This window comes from Cypionkella sp. TWP1-2-1b2, assembly GCF_049896245.1.
In the GTDB taxonomy this organism is placed as follows: Bacteria; Pseudomonadota; Alphaproteobacteria; order Rhodobacterales; family Rhodobacteraceae; genus Cypionkella.
This window is the reverse complement of the sequence record NZ_JAFCTX010000086.1, coordinates 1-3284: the sequence shown is the minus strand read 5'-3', so window position 1 is coordinate 3284 and position 3284 is coordinate 1. Positions and strand designations below refer to the sequence as shown.

Genomic DNA, 3284 nt, shown 5'->3' with positions numbered 1-3284 from the left:
CGTTGTAAGAGCGCCAGTTCGTCGTGCGGTAGGTCGGAGGTGCAGGTTTGCTCATACCCTGCGACTAACACCTTGCAGTCACGCAGGGAATCCCTCACGATTTGTGCAACAGAGCCCCGATGCGCCGATAAGGAATTTTGCGCGCAAGCCAGCATCCGAGCATGAGGTGCAGTTCTTTGCCTTCACGCCAAAACTGCGCCGTCCACTCACCGGGTGCCGAGGCGTCCATCGAGCGGCGGGTTGTAATCAACCAAATATCCTCTGCCAAAGAATACATCCGCTCCATCGGTCCTTGGCCGAGCATCCCGTCGAACACCACATATGTAGCGCCGTCGCGCGAGATGATTTCTAGCCCCGCGTTGATCTCATCAGACTGAAAACGGCCAGCGATACTGGCGCCATCCGCCCATTCCACTGGAACCAGAGGTCGCGCTTGAACCTCAAGGTTTTCGCCGGGGCGCTGCATAAGAAGATGGGTGTCCTCCTTCCGCAAACTCACACCCAGACCTCGCGCGCTGCCGTCCGAGTCAATGGACAGCAACGCGGGTGTCGGCGCATAGTGAAGCCTGACACCTGCGGGCAGTTCGGTCGTGCGTAGCATGAGGCTCTGGCGGTCATCCATCCACAGCCCGTCCCAGCCACTGACCGGCTCCGTTGCGGTGGTGATGGCGCAGTCAAGCGCCGCCTCCATGAGTGACCAAGCAGCGCGCATGGCGTTGGAGTCGTGGTTAAACATCACCACGATGGAGAGGCGCTCACTGGCCACATGCATGCGGAAACAGGAAAAGCCACGCAGAGCGCCACCGTGGCCCGTCACATCGAAGCCTGCGAGAACGTCGCGGCGCAGCCCATAGCCGTAGCCAGCCGGGGTGCCATCTGCGAAGGAGGTCGGCACGGATAGACGATTGTAGAGGCTGTTCGGGTCATCACGAGTGGTGTCGATGTGGTTTTCCCACGCGAGCATATCTGCCAGCGACGCCGAAACCCCCGCGTCGCCGTGCCAGTGGATCGCGTTTTTCGCAGGTAGAAAACCTACATCATCATTGCCCTCGTAGCCTATAACGCCGTCCAGCGGATACCGCGTGTCTGGGGCCAGCTCGGCTGTGTCCATGCCCGCAGGCGCGAAGACCCGCTCTTGCAAGACGTCTGCGAAATCGCGGCCAGAGGCACGGCTGATCAACTCGGCGATTAAACGAAAGTTACCATTGCTGTAGGAGTAATGTGCCCCCGGTGGGAAGTGCCCAGACTGCGCTTGGCCAAGGAGCCGCAACCCATCGGCTTCGGTGAACAACCCCTCGGGTTCCGCACCATGTAGCACCGTCAGAGCCCAGTAGTCGCGCAGGCCGGACTGGTTGTGGCAGAGATGCGCGACTGTGGGCAGCGGCAACTGGTAGTTGGGCAGAAGGTTGGGCAACAACGGGTCGAGGGCTGACGGATCGCCAAACAGATCCAGCAGCACGGCGCAGGTGAGATGCTTGGAGATAGAGCAGATCGGCAATCGGGTTTGCGCTGTCATCGGCAGGCGACGATACATATCGGCATATCCCCAGGCCCGCCGACCAACCACCTGCCCATCTTTGACCACCCCTGCCACGCCCGCCGGCCCACGGTGCTGGTCGGGCAGAAGGTTCAGGGCATGCTGAAGCGCCGCGAGATCAATGGTCATCACATTCTGCCTTCATCATTTGCAGCCCTAAGATCATGCCGCACGTCGGGGCGGTCTAGGGCCTGGACGTTCAGAAGACCAGAGTTTGCCGCTGGAGTGCAACCCGGCTAGTCGCGCTCATCGGTTCGGAGTGGCGCTTCGAGAAGGTTAGTTTTCGCGTTCAGTCAGATCATAGAAGGGCAGGGCGTTGATAACCCGCGCTCTAGCGATAATCGTAACGTCGCCATAGTTCTCGCCGGCGGTTCGGCCAGAGTGGCCTTGCATCGCGTCGATAACGCGCATGGTTAAACCTAAATCAAGTGCTTGGGTCTTAAGGCGGTGCCGCCAACCGTAGTTGGGCCTCACGCCCACCGGCACTAATTTAAGGCTCTGCAACCACTTCGCAACTTCATCGGATATACCCTGCGCTGCGCTGGCGAACTTCGTGGGATCTTTGGAGCCGTGAAACAGCGGCCCTTCATTCGCAGCGTCCAAGAACTCAATAAAGCCTTGATCTATGATCTGCTGGTGCAACGGAACATCACGATAACCGCCAGACTTGACGCTGCCCGCATCCGGTGTAATTCGCGCAATCCATCGTTCACCCTCGTTGCGCACATCTTCTTTGCGAAGTTGCGTAATCTCCGAGATACGCGCGCCAGAGAAGGCCGCAAGGATCGGCGCCCAACGCTTTGCAGCCGTTGTGTGCGCAGTCTCTCTTACATAGTCGAACCGATTTGGTCTGGGCACATGCGACCGTGACGCGCGCAGCACAGCGACGGCTTCAGCGTCGGTGTAACCTTTTTCGCGCCCATCGACTTTGCGAGGCTTTGGCTGTCTGACCTTTTCTGCAACGTTCTCAGGTAGGCGTTCGTTTTCATGCGCCCAAGCGAATAGCGAACGCGCGGTCGACAGGTAAATGTCGCTCACCGTTTTTGCTGCCAGCTTGACCTCAGTCATCAGGTGATCGCGCCACCCAAGAAGATCTTTTTTCGTCACCCGCCGGGCGTCGTCATGCTTGAGAAAGCCTCGCAGGCTGCGAATGACGGGCTCCTGACGCCTGCCCCCGTCCTTGATAAATCCGGCCTGCACTCGGCTACTAAGATAGTCGATCCAAAGCTGCGAAATCTTTACCGGAACTGCGGCATCCTCTGGCGCAGGCGGCTTAACAATAGGGTCGCTGGGTTGGCCGGAGTAGTCACCCGCATCGCGCTCTATTGTGCGTTTAAGTGCCTGTATCTCAGCACGTGTGATGACGTGCGCGAGTTCGCGCCATTTGTCAGAGCCCGGTTCCACGATCAGATTGTTCTCGGTGATGTATTGTCGAATGTCGGCTTCAACTTGGTTCGTATCGCCCGAGCTAAGGCTGGACAAAAGCCCTGCTAAACGCCTTTCGCGCACTTTCGCGTCAAGTTGGCGGGCGATCAACATCATTTCATAATCGCTGTAGGCGTTAATCATGCCTATTGGGTCGCGACTGCCGCTAATCTCGCCGGCGTCTATCCTCTTCATAAGTCGGTCAAAGGCTTATCCCCTTTGATCCGGCGGCACATGATGTAGTGCGACGCGGCTTGCCAACTTAAAATGTTCTGGTATTGTTCTACTCATGCCAGCCAGATGGAAAAATGACAAACCTATG

At 58.2% G+C, this 3284-nt stretch carries 2 protein-coding genes; both read right to left on the bottom strand.

Annotated features, from left to right (window positions below; translation table 11 throughout):
* Window positions 1-94: 94 nt before the first annotated feature.
* Entirely contained in the window at window positions 95-1666 is a 1572-nt protein-coding gene (locus tag ACP7AP_RS24035) for a D-aminopeptidase (protein WP_426038425.1), read from the bottom strand.
* A 147-nt stretch (window positions 1667-1813) separates the two neighbouring features.
* The gene (locus ACP7AP_RS24030; protein ID WP_426038423.1) at window positions 1814-3106 is read right to left on the bottom strand and encodes an integrase; all 1293 of its coding nucleotides are present in this window, start codon (window positions 3104-3106) and stop codon (window positions 1814-1816) included.
* Window positions 3107-3284 lie beyond the last annotated feature (178 nt).